The 17,846-nt window shown below is 70.6% G+C and carries 14 protein-coding genes; 6 read left to right on the forward strand and 8 right to left on the reverse strand.

What is annotated here, in order from left to right; all coding sequences use genetic code 11:
- Nucleotides 1–2 precede the first annotated feature (2 nt).
- The 3 genes from G537_RS0123540 to G537_RS42300 are packed head-to-tail and all read left to right on the forward strand — an operon-like array spanning nt 3 to nt 4,072.
- Nucleotides 3–1,220: an FtsX-like permease family protein gene (locus tag G537_RS0123540; RefSeq protein ID WP_026872205.1), complete on the forward strand. Its 1,218-nt coding sequence runs from the start codon at nt 3–5 to the stop codon at nt 1,218–1,220.
- A gap of 39 nt (nt 1,221–1,259) precedes the next feature.
- Nucleotides 1,260–2,549, forward strand: a complete 1,290-nt coding sequence (locus G537_RS0123545; protein WP_026872206.1) for an ImcF-related family protein — start codon at nt 1,260–1,262, stop codon at nt 2,547–2,549.
- Entirely contained in the window at nt 2,546–4,072 is a 1,527-nt protein-coding gene (locus G537_RS42300; protein WP_155888736.1) for a M23 family metallopeptidase, read from the forward strand. Before G537_RS0123545 ends, G537_RS42300 begins: the two co-directional genes overlap by 4 nt.
- Nucleotides 4,073–4,079: 7 nt before the next feature.
- Here G537_RS42300 and G537_RS0123555 read toward each other — a convergent pair whose 3' ends face one another.
- The 7 genes from G537_RS0123555 to G537_RS45175 form a co-directional block, all read right to left on the reverse strand.
- The gene (locus G537_RS0123555) at nt 4,080–4,796 is read right to left on the reverse strand and encodes an HlyD family secretion protein (protein ID WP_155888737.1); all 717 of its coding nucleotides are present in this window, start codon (nt 4,794–4,796) and stop codon (nt 4,080–4,082) included.
- A 342-nt stretch (nt 4,797–5,138) separates the two neighbouring features.
- Nucleotides 5,139–6,800, reverse strand: coding sequence for a serine hydrolase domain-containing protein (locus G537_RS0123560; protein ID WP_034852777.1), 1,662 nt, complete (start codon nt 6,798–6,800; stop codon nt 5,139–5,141).
- A gap of 14 nt (nt 6,801–6,814) precedes the next feature.
- Complete coding sequence (locus tag G537_RS0123565; RefSeq protein ID WP_026872209.1) at nt 6,815–7,687, reverse strand: ABC transporter permease; 873 nt, start codon at nt 7,685–7,687, stop codon at nt 6,815–6,817.
- Complete coding sequence (locus G537_RS0123570) at nt 7,684–8,697, reverse strand: ABC transporter permease (protein ID WP_211230481.1); 1,014 nt, start codon at nt 8,695–8,697, stop codon at nt 7,684–7,686. Before G537_RS0123570 ends, G537_RS0123565 begins: the two co-directional genes overlap by 4 nt.
- A gap of 88 nt (nt 8,698–8,785) precedes the next feature.
- On the reverse strand, nt 8,786–10,717 hold the full coding sequence (locus G537_RS0123575) for an ABC transporter substrate-binding protein (RefSeq protein ID WP_026872211.1): 1,932 nt from the start codon (nt 10,715–10,717) through the stop codon (nt 8,786–8,788).
- Between the two features lie 194 nt (nt 10,718–10,911).
- Nucleotides 10,912–11,838: an ABC transporter ATP-binding protein gene (locus G537_RS45170; protein ID WP_245579103.1), complete on the reverse strand. Its 927-nt coding sequence runs from the start codon at nt 11,836–11,838 to the stop codon at nt 10,912–10,914.
- Nucleotides 11,835–12,758, reverse strand: coding sequence for an ABC transporter ATP-binding protein (locus G537_RS45175; RefSeq protein WP_245579104.1), 924 nt, complete (start codon nt 12,756–12,758; stop codon nt 11,835–11,837). The genes G537_RS45170 and G537_RS45175 overlap by 4 nt, the downstream gene beginning before the upstream one ends.
- Nucleotides 12,759–12,864: 106 nt before the next feature.
- Between G537_RS45175 and G537_RS39530 the strand changes: the two genes are divergently transcribed.
- The gene (locus G537_RS39530; protein ID WP_051249003.1) at nt 12,865–13,692 is read left to right on the forward strand and encodes a M55 family metallopeptidase; all 828 of its coding nucleotides are present in this window, start codon (nt 12,865–12,867) and stop codon (nt 13,690–13,692) included.
- A gap of 47 nt (nt 13,693–13,739) precedes the next feature.
- Here the strand turns inward: G537_RS39530 and G537_RS0123590 are convergent, their stop codons facing one another.
- The gene (locus G537_RS0123590; protein WP_026872212.1) at nt 13,740–14,348 is read right to left on the reverse strand and encodes a helix-turn-helix domain-containing protein; all 609 of its coding nucleotides are present in this window, start codon (nt 14,346–14,348) and stop codon (nt 13,740–13,742) included.
- A gap of 207 nt (nt 14,349–14,555) precedes the next feature.
- On the opposite strand from G537_RS0123590, the gene G537_RS0123595 reads away from it, so the two are divergent.
- Nucleotides 14,556–16,019 carry a M81 family metallopeptidase gene (locus G537_RS0123595; protein WP_026872213.1) on the forward strand — a complete coding sequence of 488 codons (1,464 nt, stop codon included), beginning with the start codon at nt 14,556–14,558 and terminating at the stop codon, nt 16,017–16,019.
- 22 nt (nt 16,020–16,041) lie between these two features.
- Nucleotides 16,042–17,673 carry a serine hydrolase domain-containing protein gene (locus tag G537_RS42305; protein WP_051249005.1) on the forward strand — a complete coding sequence of 544 codons (1,632 nt, stop codon included), beginning with the start codon at nt 16,042–16,044 and terminating at the stop codon, nt 17,671–17,673.
- The last annotated feature ends 173 nt before the right edge of the window (nt 17,674–17,846 follow it).

Raw genomic sequence — 17,846 nt, forward strand, 5'->3', positions numbered from 1 at the left:
CCATGACCGGACGGATCGCGCTGGCGGCACGCCTGGCCACCCGGGATTTCCGCCATGACTGGCGGATCGCGCTGTGCCAGGTGCTGGGCCTCGCCGCCGTGCTGGCGCCGCTGCTGGTGCTGTTCGGCCTGCGCTTCGGCCTGATCGACACGATGGCGCAGCGGCTGATCGAGGATCCCCGCAACCGCGAGATCGCCCCGGCCGGAAGCGGCCGCTTCGACGACGCCTTCTTCCGCGACCTCGCCGCCCGGCCGGATGTCGCCTTCGTCGTGCCGGCGACCCGATCGATCGCCGCCACCTTCACCCGACTGCAGGCCGCCAACGGTGCCGGCCGTCCGCAGTCCGGCGTGGCCCTGCTGCCGAGCGGTCCCGGCGACCCGCTGCTGGGGACCGCCGAGCCGCCGGCGGGCGACCGGGTGGTGCTCAGCCGCCGGCTGGCCACGGCCCTCGGGGCCGGCCCGGGCGGCCGGCTGACGGCGGAGATCACCCGGCAGCGGGACGGCCGGATCGAAGGGCAGAAGGTCGAGCTGACGGTGGCGGACGTCACCGATGCGCCGGTGACGCCGGTCGAGGCGGCGCTGGTGCCGCTCGACCTGCTGGTGGCGACCGAGGATTGGCGCGACGGCCTGGCCGTCGGCAGCCGCGGCTGGGCCGGGGCCCCGCCGCCGGCGGCCGAGCGGGTCTTCGCCCGGTTCCGGCTCTACACTCGCTCGATCTACGATGTGGCCGCGGTCGAGGCCAGCCTGCGCGGCCGGGATGTCGAGGTCCGCACCGCCTCGGTCGAGATCGCGCAGATGCAGTCGCTGGACCGCAATCTCGGCATCGCCTTCTGGCTGATCGCGGGCTGCGGCGCGATCGGCTATCTCGTCTCGCTGGCCGCCGGGCTGCGCAGCCATGTCGAGCGCAAGCGGCGGGACCTGGCGCTGCTGCGCCTGATCGGCCTGCCGACCCGGTCGCTGGTCGCGTTCCCGGTCACCCAGGCGGTGCTGATCGCGGTGCTGGGCCTGATCCTGGCCGTGATCGCCTTCCTGGCCGCCGCCGCCCTGCTCAACGCCATCTTCGCCGACGGGCTGCAGCCGGGGGAGCAGATCTGCCGGCTGCTGCCGGTCCATTTCGCCGCCGCCGCGGCGGCGACCATCGCCGCGGCGCTGCTGTCGGCCAGCTGGGGCGGCCTGCTCGCCGCCCGGATCCAACCATCCGAGGGGCTGCGCGATGTCTGACCGGCGCCGCATCCCCGTCGTGACCTGAGCGGCCTTCTCATGCGCAGGTGGTCGACCATCGGCCTGGCTTTCGTCCTCGCGGCGGCCGCCGGGCTGCTCGTGGCCGTGCACCTGTCCAACCAGAGGCTGGCGGACGCCGCGCGGACGGCGCTGACCGCAACCCAGGCGGCCGCCCCCGATGCTGCATCGACGCCGGAGGATCCGGCCGCGGCGCTGCCGGCCCTGGACGCGCTGCACGCCTCGCCGCTGGCCGGACGGGATCCCGAATGGTGGCGCCGGGCCAGCCTCAACGCCCCACGCCTCGACGAGCTCGCGGCGGAGACCGACTGGCTGGATCGCGACCTGCTGCGCGACGCCTTCCTGCGACGGTTCGCGACCCGCATCCTGCACCAGATCGACCGTCCGGACGTCGAGCCCGAGCTGGCCTTCGAAGGGCTGAAGGCGGCGCTCGCGCTCGGCGGCGCGGGGCCGCGCCAGGACGCGCTGATCCGCCTCTGGGCGACGGTCGACTGGTCGCTGACCGAGCCGCAGCAGCGCGACCGCCTGCTGCAGATCCTGGACCGCGCCCTGGCCGCCGAACCGCGCCTGACGCCCGCGATCGACGGCGAGGCGGTCGAGCGCATCCGCGTCCGGCTGCGCCAGGCGCCGCTGTCGGCCCGGGCCTATGCCGCGATCCGCACCTCGGACGCGGCCCAGGCCCTGCCGGCGTTCCGGGCGGATCTGGCGCTGGGCCGCGAGAGCTGGGCGGTGACCCGCCGGTCGGGCGCTTCGCTGGCGACGCCGATCCCCGGATTGCTGACGGCGGACGGCTTCCATCGCGTCGTCGTCCCGGCCCTCGCCGATCTGTCCGGCTCGCTGCAGGCCGATGCCTGGGTGCTGGGCGACGACGCCCGGCCGGAGCAGTCCGGCCAGGCCCTGACCACGGCCGTGCTCACCCTTTACCTCGCCGATGTCGCCCGGGCCTGGGACGAGCTGCTCGACGACCTCGAGCTGGCGCCCAGCCGCGCCGATCCGGAGAGCGCCGCCCGCATGGTCGGGGCCCTGGCGACGCAGCAGGGGCCGTTGCTGCGCCTCGCCCTGGCGGCCCGCACGGCGACGCAGTTCGACCGGGCCGCCGGCGCCGAGGCCGAAAAGCTGGCCGCCCTGGCCGAGGCGCTCGGCGGCAGGCGGCCCTGGGCCGAGATCGACCGGCGCTACGCTTGGCTGCTCGCTACAGGCGACGGCGACCTGCCGGGCTTCTCCGCCCTGGTCGAGGCAACGCGGCCTTTCCTCGACCGCGCCGGCAGCCTGCCGGCCGACCGCACCCCGGCGGCAGGAGGCTTCGATTGAGCCCGGAGGCGCCCGTTCCGGGCCGGGAGGCCTGCCGGGCCGGGATGGCCGGCGACCCCTTCGTGCTCGGCCGCCCGGAGCTCGGGCTCTGGGCCCTGGTCGCGCCGGAGGCCGGCGCCGCCGGGCGCGCGGACGCCGCGGCGCTGCTGCGCGACCTGGCCGACCTCGACCCGCCCGAAGCGCAGGCGGACCTCGCCCGGCTGCTGCGCCGCAGGATCGAACAGGAAGCTCTCCGGGCGGGCCATCGCCTGCGGTCGCAGGGGCGATCGGACGGCCTTTCGATCGTGGTCGCGCTGGTCAGCCCGCCGCATCTCCTGTCCCTGCGGCTGGGCGGATGCGGGCTCCACGGCCTCGGCCCCGGCGGCGCCACGCCGCTTCCCTTCGACCCGCCGGACGGCGGCACCGCGGGATCGGGGCCTCAGGTCGAAACCCTGCGCAGGCGCCTGAGGGATGGAGAGCGCCTGATCCTGGCCTCGCCCGGCCTGGAGGCGGTGCTGCGCGACCGCGGCGCGGGGACGGTCCTGGCCGGGCTGCCGCCGGACGCCGCGGCGCGGTTCCTGGTCCAGCGCGCCGCCGCGGCCGGCCGGACGGAGGATGCGGCGATCGTGCTGTCGCTGCCGCCCTTGGTCGAAACGGCGGAGGAAGAGCCGACGTCACAGCCGATGCCGGCCCCGCCGCCCGAACCTCCAGCCCGGCCCGCCCTGCCTCGTCCCGCCGTTCCCGTCGCCGCCGACCGGGCGTCGCCGGCGCTGATCGCCGGCGTGGCCGTGCTGACCCTGGTCACGGCCGCGGCCGTCGGCCTGATCCTGCTGCGCTCGCCCCCGGCGCCGCGGCCGGAGGAGCAGGTCGAGACCGCGCCGGCCATTCCCGAAGCGGCCATCGCCGCCCTCGACTTGTCGCCGGGCGACTTGGCCGCCGCCGACCGTCGGCTGGCCCAGACCGTGCGCCTGGCCGTGGCGGTGACGGCGCTCGACCGCGCCCTGGCCGCGCTGGACCTGCCGGCGACACCCGGCGACGCCGCCGCCCGGCCCTTCGCCCCGGCCGCGCTCGACGCGCGGGCTCGGATCCTGGCCGGCCGGCTGCCCGGGCTGCCGCTGTCCACCCCGCTGCGGGGCGACTATCGCCTGTCCAGCCCGTTCGGCTATCGCATCCATCCGATCACCGGGCTGTCGCTGCTGCACGCCGGCCTCGACATGGCCGGCCCGATGGGCACGCCGATCTTCGCCACCGGCAACGGCAAGGTGGTGCGGGCGGGGCCGGCCGGCGGCTACGGCAACCTGGTCGAGATCGAGCACGCCGACGGGCTGCACACCCGCTATGCCCACATGCTGTCGATCGCGGTCAATGTCGGCGACGAGGTCACGGCGGCGACGGTGGTGGGGGCGCTGGGGTCGACCGGCGCCTCCACCGGCCCGCATTTGCACTATGAGGTGCGGCGCGGCGAGACGGCGGTGGACCCGATGCCGTTCCTCGAGGCCGGCCAGACGCTGAAGGCCATCCTGGCCGCCGCGATCCGGCGATAGGGCCCGGTCAGAGCGGCTTGGACAGGTCGCCCACGATCTCCGACATCGCGTCGATGCGGCCGCTGAGCTGGGCGATCTCGCCGTCCAGCGCCCGCACCCGCGACCGCTCCTGCGCGGACGCCGCCTTCTGGCCGAAGCTGTTGCGGGCCTCGGACAGGATGTCCCGGTTCTTCCGGGTGCCGTCGATCGCCTGCTGCATCACCTGCCGGTCGGTGCGGACCGAGGCGAGCTCGGCATCCAGCTGCGCCTGGGTGGCGGTGCCGTTGCGCACGCCCTTGCGCAGGCGGGCCAACTCGCGCTTGTGCTCGTCCAGCACGGTCTGCATGGTCCCGACGAGCTCGCGCGCCTGCTGGTTCTTGACCTTGGCGTCCGCGATCACGGAATCGAGCTGATCCTCGGCCCGGGCGTATTCCTTCTGCTTCTCCGCGACATAGCTGCCGGCGAGGCCGCCGATCGCGGCGCCGGCGCCGGCGGCGATCAGGTAGTCCCCGGCATCGACCCTGGCGCCGGCGAGATCGGCGATGGCCATGCCGAGCCCGCCCAGGGCCGCCCCGACCACGGCCCCTTCGACGATGGTCCGGGTCGAGATCTCGGTTTCCTGCCGCAGCTTGGCCTGGGCCTGGGTGTTGGGCGGCGGCAGCGAACCAGAGCCCCCCGACCCGCCCGCGCCGACGCATCCGGCCAGAATCAGGGCCGTCATCAGCATCACGGCAATCTGTTTCACGGTATCCCCCTGCAATATCGCGGACAGGAATCTAATCTGCCGACCACAGTCTCATGGTCACCGTGACGGCTCCGTGAAATGAGCACGGCGCGCCGGACCGGCCGCATTCGGCCGATTCCAGAGACGGTCGCAGAATGGATGGATTCCCCCTCTCACCGAGATCATAGCACGGCGATCCACCGCGGGGCGATGCGGGCGGCGACGCCCTGCGGGGGCATCGTCCGCCTGGCTTGGAGGACGCTCCCGGTCACGGTCCCGCCGAAGCCAGGCCCTACGGGATCTCGGCGATCCGGCTTCCGGCCGCGAAAGCCGGCCGGCTGTCACGACATTGTCGAATGACGGTCACTGTGCCGTTCGGTCCGTGTGCCGCAGCAGGAACATCGGGCCGACGCGGATGCCGGTGCGGCCGTCCTCGTCCCGGGCCGCCAGCTCCAGCGTCTCACCCTCATACAGGATCCCGTGCAGGCGCCAGCTGCCATCCGGCAACTGCTCGCAATCATGGGTGCAGAAATACTCGATCAGGCATTTCAGCCTTCCGTCGGCGTAGACCAGGTATGTCGGGTTGAAATCCGGGCCGTAGACGCCGAGATGCGGCGCCAGCTCGGCCGGCACGTCGGAGTCCACGGCGTCGCGCCGGGTCCAGTCCTTGCCTTTCCAGCCCAGAACGCCGTCGGCGCTGAAGGTGAGGTCGAGATGCGGATAGTCCGCCCCCTCCCCGTAGATCCGGCCGTCGATGGTGAAGGCGTCGCCGCCGCGCCATTTCAGCTCCAGCGGCACGCCCTCGCCCATCAGGTACAGCCGGCCGTCCTTCGCCCGCAGCTCCACGCTCTCGCTGCCGTCGGCCGCCCGATAGAGGCCGGGCATCACCGACAGATGCGCCGCGGTCAGAGGCGGATCCTTCGCCGGCGGCGCCGGCGGCCGGCCCATCCGGCGCGACGCCAGGGCCAGCTGCAGCGCCCGCCTCGCCAGCCGGTCGGCGATCTGGTTGCTGAAGTCGAGGGTGGAGAAGGTCAGCGCCGCCAGCCCGGCATGGGGCAGCGCCACCATCTGGGTGGCGTAGCCGTAGACCGCGCCGCCATGGCCGACCGCCAGCCAGCCGTCGACCTCGCGGACGCCGAAGCCCAGGCCATAGCCCTTGTGGCTGCCGCCGTGGCCGGCCGAGTGCCGGCCGACCACGGTCCACATCTGCCGCAGGCTGGCGGGCGACACGATGGAGCGGCCGTCCGGGGCGAAACCGCCGCGCAGGAGGCACGTCGCGAACTTCGCCATGTCGGGCGCGGTGGAGAGGATGGCGCCGGCCGGCGACCCGCCGAGATCGAAGACCGGCGCGGGGAAGTCGCGGTCGAAATCCCACATCCAGGCCGGGGCCAGCCGGGCCCGCGCCTCCGGCGCCAGGGCGGCGCTGCTGTCCGCCATGTCCAGCGGCTCGAAGATGTGGCGGGCGACATAGTCGGCGTAGCGCAGGCCGCTGACCTGCTCCAGCACCCGGCCGACCACGGCGATGCCGGCGTTCGAATAGTGGATGATCCCGGCGCTGGGATCCTCCTTCAGAACCGAGGTCTTCAGCCCTTCGACCGTCACCTCGAGCCCCGGCCGCCGGTCGTCCAGGTAATGACCGTCCTTCGGCTCGCGCACCAGGCCGGCGGTGTGGCTCATCAGCTTCCGCAGCGACACATGGGCGCCGTATGGGCCGCTCTCGCGCCCGGCGAAGGGATTCACGGGACGGAAGCCGGGGATGTAGGCGGACACGTCGGCGTCGATGTCGAGCAGCCCCTTCTCGGCCAGCTGCATGATGCCGATCGCGGTGAACATCTTGGTCAGCGATCCGATCCGGAACAGCGAGTTCCCATCCAGCCGGCGGCCGAGATCGGGCCGCACCACATGGCCGGTGGCCAGCAGGCCGTCGCGGTCGACCACAGCGTAGGAGATCGACGGGATCGCCTTGTCCCCGACCTCATGCGCGATGAATTCCTCCAGGCCGGCGGCCAGGGCACGGTCGTCCATTCGGTCGTCTCCTCTCAGGTCCGGAGGCGGGGGTCGAGGATGTCGCGCAGGGCGTCGCCCACCAGGCTCCAGGACAGCACGAACAGGAAGATCGCGGCGCCGGGGAAGGCCAGCGTGTACCAGTAGCGGAACGGGCTGTCGCCGCGGCCGACGATCCAGTTGCGGGAATAGCTGATCAGCTGGCCCCAATCGGCGTAGCCCGGCTCGACCCCGACGCCCAGGAAGCTGAGGGCGGAGGCGGTCAGCACCATCGACCCCGTCATCATCGTCGCCAGCACCAGCACGGGGAAGAAGGCGTTCGGCAGGATGTGCCGCAGCAGCAGCCGGGCGTCGCGCGTGCCGTAGGACCGCGCGGCCTTGACGTAGTCCAGCTCCTTCACCCGCAGGATCTCGCTGCGGATGACGCGGGCGTAGTTCATCCACCCGAAGGCGGTCAGCGCCATCGTCATCGGCCCGATGCCCTTGCCCAGGAGCGTGGTCAGCACCATCGCCGCGATCAGGAACGGCACGGCCAGGAAGACGTCGACGATGCGCATCAGCACCTCGTCCACCATGCCGCCGTAGAAGGCGGCGACAGCCCCCACCACGGCGCCGATCAGGGTCGAGATCAGGACGACGCCGAGGCCGATCTTGAAGGCGGTGCGGGTGCCCCAGACCAGGCCGTAATAGATGTCGAACTGCCCCTCGGTGGTGCCCAGCAGGGCCCGGGCCGAGGGCGGCTGCGGCGTGGCGCGGAAGCCGCTGCGCGGGATCTCGTAGGGCGAGGTCTGGTACGGCTCCGGCGACGCGATCACCGGGGCCAGCGCGGCAACGGCGACGAAGCCGGCGAGGACCAGGATGCCCAGCAGCGACAGCGGGTTGCGCAGCAGATATCCGACGATCCTCATGCCAACCTCACCCGCGGGTCGAACAGGGGGTACAGCAGGTCCACCACCAGGTTCAGGACCACCAGCACCAGCGAGAAATAGAGGGCGAAGCCCAGCACGGCCGGGAAATCCAGGTTGGCGGCCGCGTTGGCGGCGAACTGGCCGAGGCCGTGGTAATCGAAGATCGTCTCGGTGATGACGACGCCGCCCAGCATCGCCGCCACCTCCATCCCCGCGACCGTGATCACCGGCAGCAGCGCGTTGCGCCGGGCGTGCCGGTTCTGCACCACCCGTTCGCCGAGCCCCTTGGCACGGGCGGTGCGGACATAGTCCTGGCGCAGCGATTCCAGCATCGAGGTGCGCATGATGCGGGTCATCGACGCCAGGTTGACGTAGCTGAGGGTCAACACCGGCAGGATCAGGTGGCGCAGCGCGTCGAGAAGGATCGGCAGGTTGCCGTTCAGCAGCGCGTCGACCGTGTTCAGCCCGGTCCAGCGCCGGAAGCCGTCGCCCCCGACCTCCACCAGCGCCCACTGGCTCAGCCGCCCCGGCGGGAACCAGCCGAGCGACCCGTAGAACACCATCATCATCAGAAGGCCGAAGACGAAGACCGGGAAGGACCAGCCGAGCACGGTGAACAGGCGGATGCCGTGGTCGACCGGCCGGTTCAGATGCACCCCGGCCCGGCTGCCCAGCCAGATCGCGCCCAGGATGCCGGGCACGAAGGCGAAGATCACCAGCTCCAGCGACGCCGGAAACAGCGAGACCAGCGCCTCGGCCACCGGCATCCGAGCCGTCTCCGACCAGCCGAGATTGCCCTGCAGGATGTTGCCGATCCAGCGGCCGTATTGCAGGTGGAACGGGTCGTTCAGCCCGTATTTCTCGATCAGCGCCTGCACCTGCGCCGCGCCGCCCTTCAGCGCGTCCGGGCTGCCGACATAGGTGACCACGCGCTGGGTGGGCGTCAGCATCATCTGCATCGCGAAGATCATCAGCGTCAGCGCGAAGAAGACGATGGGGACGAAGGACAAGCGTCGGATCGCGTAGGCGAGCATCGAAAGTCCCGGGCAGAAGGCATCACGACCGGGCCGGGCGGGCGCGCCCCGCCCGGCTTGGCGACTACTGCTTTTCCTTCTTGCTGATTGGATAGAAGTCCCAGGCGCCGTACTCGATCATGTTGTGGACGTAACCGTCGACCCAGTCGCGCGTGACGATGAAGCCGTACTCCTCCCACAGGAACTGGGTGGTGGCGTATTCGTGGCTCATCTCCTGCAGCTTCGCGTAGATCTTCTCCCGCTCCGCCGGATCGACCGTGGTCCAGCCCTCCTTCAGGAGCGGATCGAACTTCTCGCGCATCAGCTGGCGGTAGCCCTCGCCGGTCATGCCCGCGACCAGGCCGGTGCTGGACAGGTAATAGGTCGCGGCGCCCAGCGGCCCGCCCGGATCGGAATAGTCCGGTCCCCAGCCCATGATCGCCATCGGCGCGCTGGGGTCGGCCCCGCCATAGACCTTGTCGGCGAAGGTGGCGGCCTGCAGCTGCTGGATCTTCAGCTTGAACTTCGGATTGATGCGGGCCAGGTTCTGCTGCAGCAGCGACAGCGCCGAATGATACGCGCTGTTGCCTTCGGTCATGTAGGCGGTCAGCTCGAAGCCGTTCTCCCAGACCTGGCCGCCCCAGGCCTTCTTGAAGTGCTCCGCCGCCTTCTCGGGGTCGTAGGAATAGACCGGGCTGTCCGGCCGGTAGCCCATGATGCCGCGCACGGTGGGCCCCCGCAGCTGCACGGTCTTGCCCAGCAGGACCTCGTCCAGCAGCAGCTGGTAGTCCTGGGCGTAGTTGAAGCCCTTGCGCACGTCGATATCGGCGAAGAAGTCGGGCGGGATGCCCTTGCCGTCCAGCTTGCCGCTGCCGATCGCCGGGTTGTCCACCGCGCTGACCGGCCAGATGTAGAAGATCGACCGGCCGAACACCTGGGGCAGGCCCTCGGTCACCTTGATGCCGGGCTTCGCCGCCACCTCGTCCAGGAACTCCACCGGCGTCGTCACCACGTCGGCGTCGCCGGCCTCGAGCTGCAGCAGGCGCGTGGTCCATTCCGGCACGGACCGCAGAACGACGCGCTCCAGCTGGGCCGGGCCCTGCCAGTAGCCGTTGAACCGCTTCATGGTGATCTTCTTCTCGGACCGGTCCCATTCCTCGACCATGAAGGGGCCGCTGCCGTTCTCGACCTCGAACAGCTTGTCCTCGCCCAGCTCGGGCTTGTGGAACGCCTTCCAGGTGCCGGCGGTGCCGTCCCAGTCGCCCTGGTCGCGGGCCCACTCCTGATCGATGATCGAGGTGGCGAAGGGCAGCGCCATGATGCCCAGCGTGGCCGGGAACGGCGCATCCAGCACGATCGTCACCCGGTCGCCGTCGACCTTGATCTTCTCCGACAGCGCGTCGTGCACCTTGGCGAGGCCGACGGCATCGACCTCGGCGAAGGTCTTCACCCCGGCCAGGTCCATGGCCCAGGCCTCGATGTCCGGATACTTGCCGGCGGTGATCATCTCCGTCACCGCATTGGCCATCCAGCTGTCGCCCTGCAGGATGGCGCGCATCAGCGAATACTTGACGTCCTGGGCCGTCAGCTCGCCATGGCCGGGGACGATCGCCGCCTTCTCCTGGTCGGTCAGCTCGTCATACAGCTTCCAGGCGACCAGGCCATCCGCGCCCTTCACCCCGACCTTGTGGGTGTAGACCCCCTTGCGGATCGGGAAGGTGTAGCTGATCGACCCGTTCTCACCCGGCTTGATCAGCCCGTTCTCCAATGACGGCACCTCGGTCGACAGGGCCGGCACGAACTCGGAGATCTCACTGCCCTTGTAGTTCAAGAGCCGCATATGGGTGTTGATCGAGACATAGGTGTTGGGGGTATCGGCCATGTAGGCCGGGTCCAGCGTCCGGATGTCGCTGGTCCAGAGATAGACCAGGGTGTTCGGGTTCTTCAGCTCGGCCTGCGCTGCGCCGGACAGGGCCAGCAAGGCGACGCCGAGGCTGGGGCCGATCCAACTCTTCATCGAGAAGCCCTCCTGTTGATGGGCGCTTTCGCCCTTATGGGGTCGCCTGGAACGGCGATCTGCAGGCAGTGTGTCTTAGGCCCGACGATAAGACCATACTGAATACGCCCAAATTTTCCGTTTCCAGAAAACCTTTAGCGCATTGGAATATAACCCCAGGTCATGGGCATGAGGACAGCCGCCCGGGAGGACCGTCAGGCTTCCGCGCGCACGAAATGCCGGTCCGACACCTGCAGCATCGGCAGGAACATCGGCTCGTAGTCCGGGGGGCGCACCGCGCTCGGGATCTCGTCCGCCAGCAGCAGGCGGTTCTCCGGCCGCTGCCGCGGATCGGCGACGGGGACGGAGGACAGGAGCTTGCGGGTGTAGCTGTGCCGCGGGTTGCCGAACACCTCGCGCCGGCTGCCGATCTCGACGATCTGGCCCAGATACATCACCGCCACGCGGTGGGCCATGCGCTCCACCACCGCCATGTCGTGCGAGATGAACAGGACCGAGATCCCCGTCTCGGCCTGCAAATCCATCAGCAGGTTGATCACCTGGGCCTGGATGGTGACGTCGAGCGACGCCACCGCCTCGTCCGCAATCACCAGCTTCGGCCGGGTGCTCAGCGCCCGGGCGATGCAGATGCGCTGGCGCTGGCCGCCGGAGAAGGCATGCGGGTGGCGCCGCGCATGCTCGGGCGACAGCCCCACCCGCTGCAGCAGCTCGGCGACGCGCGCCCGGATCTCGGCCCGCGAGAGGCCGCCATGCACCAGCATCGGGTCGGCGATCGCCTGCCCCACGGTCATGCGCGGGTTCAGCGAGCTGAAGGGGTCCTGGAACACCATCTGCACCTGTCGGCGCAGCGCCTGGATCTCGCGCGCCGGCCGCCCCAGCGTCTCGCGGCCCTCGAACCGGATCGAGCCGGAGACCGGCCGGTCCAGCTGCAGGATGCTGCGGCCGATGGTGGACTTGCCGCAGCCGCTTTCCCCCACCAAGGCCAGCGTCTCGCCCGGGAAGATCTCGAACGACACGTTCTCCACCGCATGGACCCGGCCCGTCACCTTGCCGAAGACGCCGGACCGCAGGTCGAAGCGGGTCGTCAGGTTCTCGACCGCCAGCAGCGGGGCGCGGGTCATGCCGACACCGCCTCGACACCCTGGTCCCTGCGCGCCTCGACCAGGCTGGAGGCATCGCTCATCTCGACCAGAGGAAAGCGCTCGGGCTCGTCCTTGTCGGCCATGCTGCCCAGGCGCGGAACCGCGGCCAGCAGCGCGCGGGTATAGGCGTGCGCCGGCGTCTCGAACACCTCGTAGACCGTTCCGGTCTCCACGATCTTCCCCTTCAGCATGACGCAGATCCGGTCCGCGATCTCGGCCACCACGCCCATGTCGTGGGTGATGAACAGCACCGACATCCCGATCTCGCGCTGCAGCGCCCGCACTAGGTCGAGGATCTGGGCCTGGATGGTGACGTCCAGCGCCGTGGTCGGCTCGTCCAGGATCATCAGCGACGGGCGGCAGCACAGCGCCATGGCGATCATCACCCGCTGGCGCATGCCGCCGGACAGGTGGTGCGGATACTGGTCCAGCCGCTTCTCCGCTTCCGGCACCCGCACCAGCTTCAGCGCGTTCAGAGCGATCGCGCGCGCCTCCGCCGCGCTCTTGCCCTGGTGCTGCATGATCGCTTCGCTGATCTGGAAGCCGATGCTGAAGACCGGATTCAGGCTGGCCATCGGGTCCTGGAACACCATCGAGATGTCGGCCCCGCGGACGTCCTTCATCCGCTTCTGCGGCAGCCGGGCCAGGTCGGCCACCTCTCCCCCGCGGAGGCGCATCCGGATCGACCCGCCGGCCAGCACGGCGCCGTCATATTCGGCCAGCCGCATGATGGTCATCGCGGTGACCGATTTGCCGCTGCCCGATTCCCCGACCAGGGCCAGCGTCTCGCCCCGCCCGATATGGAAGGAGACGCCCTTCACCGCGTGCAGGGTCTCGCCCCCACCGAGCGAGAACGACACCTGGAGGTTGTCGACCTCGAGCACGCGATCGTCCCTCATGGCGGCTCCGATGCTGCGGGCAAGAAGAAATTTCTTATACGCTAAAAAATACCGTATTTAACAATGACGTCTGTCACAAGCACCAATGACAAGCCGGGAGGACGGAATGCGTCTCTACATCTCCGCCGACATCGAAGGCATCGTCGGCGTCGTCAGCCGCGACCAGACCGGGCCCGAGGGCTTCGAGTACGAGCGGGCGCGCGACTGGATGACCGACACCGTGGTCGCCGCCTGCGAGGCCGCGCTGGAGGCCGGGGCGACCGAGATCGTGGTCAGCGATTCCCACGGCAACGGCCAGAGCCTGAAGATCGAGAAGCTGCCGGAAACCGTCCAGCTGGTGCGCAGCTGGCCGCGGCCGCTGTGCATGATGCAGGGGATCGAGGTCGGCGAGTTCGCGGGCGCCCTGCTGATCGGCTACCACTCCGGCGCCAGCAACCCTGCCGGCGTGCTGGCGCACACGCTGAGCGGCAGCGCCTTTCAGGAGGTGCGCGTCAACGGCCAGGTGCTGAACGAGGCCGGGCTGAACGCCGCCATCGCCGGCCATTACGGCGTGCCGGTGATCTACGCCTCGGGCGACGACGTGGCGACGGCCGAGATCCGCGACATCCTCGGCGACATCGAGACGACGACGGTGAAATGGGCGCACAGCACGCGCTCCGCCCGCACCTTGACGCCGGCGGCGGCCCATGCGGCGGTGCGCGCGGGCGTGAAGCGCGCGATCGCCCGCATCGGCGAGGCCAGGCCGTTCCGGCTGAAGGCCCCCTGCGCCCTGGAGGTCCGGTTCCGCCACCGCCTGCCGGTCGAGCACCTGGCCTATCTGCGCTTCGTCACCCAGGTCGACACCTACACCATCCGCTACGAGGCGGAGGATGCGGTCGACATGTCGAAGTTCCTGATGTTCCTGTTCGGCTACAGCGTCACCGCGACGATGTAGCCGGCTGGGAGCCACCCTGCCGCCGCGGGCCGGGTGGCGGCGTTCCGTCAGATCGCGAACAGGGACCGCAACGTCCCCTCCAGCCCGGGATCGGGGCTGGAGCAGACGAAGATGATGGTCGCGTCGCCTTCGCCCACCGAGACGAAGCCGTGGCCCATGGTGCTGTCGATATAGATGCTGCCGCCCTTCTCCAGCCGCACCGGGGCGTAATGGTCGGTGTGCACCTCGATCGCCCCCTCGAGGACGTGGACGAACTCCTCTCCCGAATGGCGGACCAGCGGGCCGAACTCGGCGATGTCGCGCGTCTTGACCGTGGCGATCACCGGCACCATCCGCTTCCGCTGCAGCTCGGTGCAGAGATAGAGATAGTCGTAGTTCGGGGTGACCTGCTGCAGCCCCTCCCCCGGCCGGCTGATCGACCGCCGGGCCAGGGCCGCCCCCGTCCCCGCCGGCGTCGACAGCAGCTCGGCCAGGGTGACGCCCAGCCCCTCGCTGATCTGCAGCAGCTTGTCATAGGTCAGCGACATCTGGTCGTTCTCGACCTTCGACAGGGTCGAGACCGCGACCCCGGTCCGCTGATAGACGTCCTGGAGCGTCCAGCCGTGCCGACGCCGCAGCGCCTTCAGGCATTCCCCGAGCTTGGGCTGATTGGACATGCGCGCACCGGACGGTTGATCATCGATCACCCTAAGTCGAGCGTCGCGCTTATCGCAAGAACCATTAATTTTCCTATACGACTAATTATTTGACATAAACGCTATAGTCCCGCAACCTTCGGCCAAAGGGAGGCCACGGACGTCCGTCGACATCGCCGTGATTGGGGGCGCCGGCGCGCCGCTGGCTATCGAGACGGAGGCGCATCCGTGAAGATCTTCATCGCCGCCCTGGTCACCGAGACCAACACATTCTCGCCGCTGCCGACCGGCGCCGCCAGCTTCTACGCCCCCGATACCTATCGGCGGCGCGACGCCAGCCTGGACGGCACGGCGGCCGAGACGATCTGCCAGAAGACCTGGCGCCGGCTGGCCGAGCGCGACGGGCACGAGGTGGTCGAGAGCGTCACCGCGATCGCCCAGCCGGCCGGGCGCACCATCCGGTCGCTGTACGAGAGCCTGCGCGACGACATCCTGGACGATCTGCGCCGGGCCGGGCCGGTCGACGTGGTGCTGCTGCTGATGCACGGCGCGATGGTGGCGGACGGCTATGACGACTGCGAGGGCGACACCGCCGAGCGGGTGCGCGCCATCGTCGGCCCCGAGGTGCCGGTCGGGATGGAGCTGGACCTGCACTGCCACCTGACCGACCGGATGGTCGAGGCCTGCACCGCGATCATCGGCTTCAAGGAATACCCGCACACCGACATGGAGCCGCGCGCGGCCGAGCTGTACGAGCTGTGCCTGCGCGCCCGCCGCGGCGAGATCCGGCCGGTGATGGCGCTGCACGACTGCCGCATGATCGGCATGTGGCGCACCCCGGTGGAGCCGATGCGCGGCTTCGTCGACCGGATGCAGGCGCTGGAGGGCCGCGACGGCATCCTGTCGGTCACCTTCGGCCACGGCTTCCCCTGGGGCGATGTCGAGGATGTCGGCGCGCGGATGCTGGTGCTGGCCGACGGCGACCGCGACCGGGCCCGCCGGGTGGCCGAGGATCTGGGGCGGGAGATCTGGGACCTGCGCCACGCCACGGCGACGCCGCACGACACGGCGGACGAGGCGCTGGACCATGCCCTGGCGGCGCCGTGCGGTCCGGTGGTTCTGGCCGACGTGGCCGACAATGCCGGCGGCGGCGCGCCCGGCGACAGCACCTTCATCCTGCGCCGGATCATCGACCGCGGCATCGGCAGCGTGGTCAGCGGCTGCTACTGGGACCCGCAGGCTGTGGCGCTGTGCGAGGAGGCCGGCGAAGGGGCGAGCTTCGACCTGCGCATCGGCGGCAAATGCGGCCCGGCCTCGGGCGATCCGGTCGATCTTCGGGTCACGGTCAGGCGCGTTCTGCCGGAGCTGCACCAGACCGGGCTGAGCGAGGGCTGGGCGCCGCTGGGCCGCGGCGTCTGGGTGCAGGCGGCGGGCGAGGTCGACCTGGTGCTGGTGACGCTGCGCAGCCAGACCTTCGCGCCCGACGCCTTCACCGCCTTCGGCATCGACCCGACCAAGAAGGCGATCGTGGTGGTGAAGTCGACCCAGCATTTCCATGCCGGCTTCGCCCCGATCGCGGCCGAGATCCGATACGTCACCACGCCCGGGGCGATCCCGCCCGACTATGCCGCCATCGGCTACACCAAGCGCCGCCTGCCGTTCTGGCCGCGCGTCGAGAATCCCTTCGCCTGACGCTGCTTTCCGGGAGGACGCCATGAGCCACGACAGCCCACTGCCCCCGGACCTTCCCCATGATTTGGGGGCCCGGATCGACGCGCTGTTCGCGCGCTGGGCCCGGCCGGATTCGCCCGGCGCCGCGGTCAGCGTCACCCGGCACGGGCGCGAGATCCATCGCGGCTTCTACGGCATGGCCGACCTGGCCCATGGCGTGCCGATCGACGAGCGCACGGTGATCCGCATCGGGTCGCAGACCAAGCAGTTCACCGTGCTGCTGGCGCTGATGCTGGAAGCCGAAGGCAGGCTGTCGCTGGAAGACGACGTCCGCCGCCACCTGCCCTGGCTGCCGGAATATCCGGAGACGGTGACGCTGCGCCACCTGGCCGCCAATGTCGGCGGTCTGCGCGATTTCCTCGAGATCATGGTCCTGGGCGGGCTGCCGATCGGGGCGCCGTCCACCCGCGCCTGGGCGCGCCGGATCATCGGCGGCCATGGCGGCGTGAACTTCCGGCCCGGCACCGACCTGATCTACTGCAACACCGGCTTCTTCCTGCTGTCGGAGATCGTCGAGCAGGTCTCTGGCCGCAGCTTCAACCAGCTGCTGGAGGAGCGCATCACCGGGCCGCTGGGCATGCGCGACACCCGGCTGATGCGCTGGGATTCGGAGATCCTGCCGCGGCTGGCGGACCACCACACCCGCGGCCCGGACGGCGGCTGGCACAAGGCGCAATGGGGCGTGGTGCTGGGCGGCGAAGGCGGCATGGTCTCGACGCTCGAGGACATGAAGCTCTGGCTGGCCAATCTGGACCAACCGAAGGTCGGCACGCCGGAGATGATCGCCCGGATGTCGGCGCCCGGCGCCGTGATCGACGGCATCCCGCCGCCCTACGGCCTCGGCCTCGTCACCTGCCGCTACCGCGGCCTCGCCAGCATCGGCCATGGCGGCGGCGTCGCCGGCGGCCGCTCGGAATCGGTGCGCTTCCCGGAGGCCGGGATCGGCGTCGTCATCCTCGGCAACACCGACGACATGGGCCCGTTCTCGCTGGCCCGCCGCATCCTGGATCTGGTGCTGGGCCATGAGCCCGGCCCGCCGCGCGCGCCCGGCGCCACCGAACGTCTGGTCCGCGCCGCCGGGCTGTACCGGGCCGAGGACGGCGACGACGTGTTCGGCATCACCGTGAAGGACGGCGAGCCGGTGATGGTCAGCAACATGGGCGGCGGCCTGCCGATCGAGCAGGTCGGCGACGACAGCTTCATGCCCGAGCGCGGTATCGTGCCGCTGGAGTTCACGCCGCGCGACGACGGGACCATCGACACACGCTGGTTCGGCCGGCCGCGGCGCTTCCGCCGCCTGTCCGACGCCGCCCTGCCGATCGCGCCCGGCCTGGCCGGCCGCTACGCCGACGCCGCCACCGGATTCGAGGCGGAGATCGGCGAGGACGGGGACGAGACGGTGCTGTGCCTGCGCACGTCCCACGGCGCGTGGGAGACGGCCCTGGAGGCCCGTGCTCCCGATCTGTACCTGGCGCTGCCGCGGCGGGCCATCGCCGACACCCCGCCGCCGGCGGTCGAGACCGGCGGGTGGCTGTTCACGGTGCGCCGCGTCCCCGAAGGCATCGTGCTGAACGACGACCGCACCAAGCGGCTGCTGCTGGCCCGCGTGCCCTGACGTCCCGATCCGGCTGGCTACACCCACGGGACCTCGGCAGGATCCGAGGCTGAGCTTTGCGTGGAACAGCAAGAAGGCCGCCCCTTGTGAAGGCGGCCTTGTGCAAGGAACGTTGGTTGCGGGGACAGGATACCACCGATATCCATACGGCTTGGCCGTGGCAGTCTAAGGCC

The organism is Inquilinus limosus DSM 16000 (assembly GCF_000423185.1).
In the GTDB taxonomy this organism is placed as follows: Bacteria; Pseudomonadota; Alphaproteobacteria; order DSM-16000; family Inquilinaceae; genus Inquilinus; species Inquilinus limosus.

Excerpts from the sequence above, each read along its gene's own strand:
- G537_RS0123540 (WP_026872205.1), top strand. The coding sequence starts at position 3 with ATGACCGGACGGATCGCGCTGGCGGCACGCCTGGCCACCCGGGATTTC.
- G537_RS0123545 (WP_026872206.1), top strand. The coding sequence starts at position 1,260 with ATGCGCAGGTGGTCGACCATCGGCCTGGCTTTCGTCCTCGCGGCGGCC.
- G537_RS0123560 (WP_034852777.1), bottom strand. The coding sequence starts at position 6,800 with ATGGACGACCGTGCCCTGGCCGCCGGCCTGGAGGAATTCATCGCGCAT.
- G537_RS0123565 (WP_026872209.1), bottom strand. The coding sequence starts at position 7,687 with ATGAGGATCGTCGGATATCTGCTGCGCAACCCGCTGTCGCTGCTGGGC.
- G537_RS0123575 (WP_026872211.1), bottom strand. The coding sequence starts at position 10,717 with ATGAAGAGTTGGATCGGCCCCAGCCTCGGCGTCGCCTTGCTGGCCCTG.
- G537_RS45170 (WP_245579103.1), bottom strand. The coding sequence starts at position 11,838 with ATGACCCGCGCCCCGCTGCTGGCGGTCGAGAACCTGACGACCCGCTTC.
- G537_RS45175 (WP_245579104.1), bottom strand. The coding sequence starts at position 12,758 with ATGAGGGACGATCGCGTGCTCGAGGTCGACAACCTCCAGGTGTCGTTC.
- G537_RS39530 (WP_051249003.1), top strand. The coding sequence starts at position 12,865 with ATGCGTCTCTACATCTCCGCCGACATCGAAGGCATCGTCGGCGTCGTC.
- G537_RS0123590 (WP_026872212.1), bottom strand. The coding sequence starts at position 14,348 with ATGTCCAATCAGCCCAAGCTCGGGGAATGCCTGAAGGCGCTGCGGCGT.
- G537_RS42305 (WP_051249005.1), top strand. The coding sequence starts at position 16,042 with ATGAGCCACGACAGCCCACTGCCCCCGGACCTTCCCCATGATTTGGGG.